The following is a 377-nucleotide window of genomic DNA, read 5'->3' on the forward strand; positions in this document are numbered from 1 at the left end:
TTTAGTAATCTCTCCTCGTAGCTTTTTGTTAGATAGTTGTAAACAAAAACTAAACCTATAATAAGCAGAAGTAGTAAGAATGTAGAGACTACTATCTCTTTCTTTAGGTGAAGTTTTATATCCGGAATTTTTGAAATTTTTTCTTTTATTCCCCTATAAAAGTCCATCTGTTTTGAAAAGTCGTAGTTTACCACAAAGGCTGTATAGTAGTAGTTTATACTGTCAAAGAGTAGATTCAGTTTTGATGGTCTTTCTATGGTGTTTATAACCTGATTCCTAACCGGAGGGGTTGGGTCTAACCTTATCCACTGTTTATCTATGTAAGCCTCTACCCAAAGGTGGGCATCTTTCTCCTTTACTAAGTAGTATTTGCCTAT

The 377-nt window shown here is 34.2% G+C and carries 1 protein-coding gene; it reads right to left on the reverse strand.

What is annotated here, in order from left to right; translation table 11 throughout:
• Positions 1-377, reverse strand: a 377-nt coding sequence (locus tag ABDH49_09310; GenBank protein ID MEN3047135.1) for a transglutaminase domain-containing protein, incomplete at both ends; no start/stop codon positions are given.

This window comes from Candidatus Hydrothermales bacterium, assembly GCA_039630235.1.
Taxonomy (GTDB): domain Bacteria; phylum Hydrothermota; class Hydrothermia; order Hydrothermales; family JAJRUZ01; genus JBCNVI01.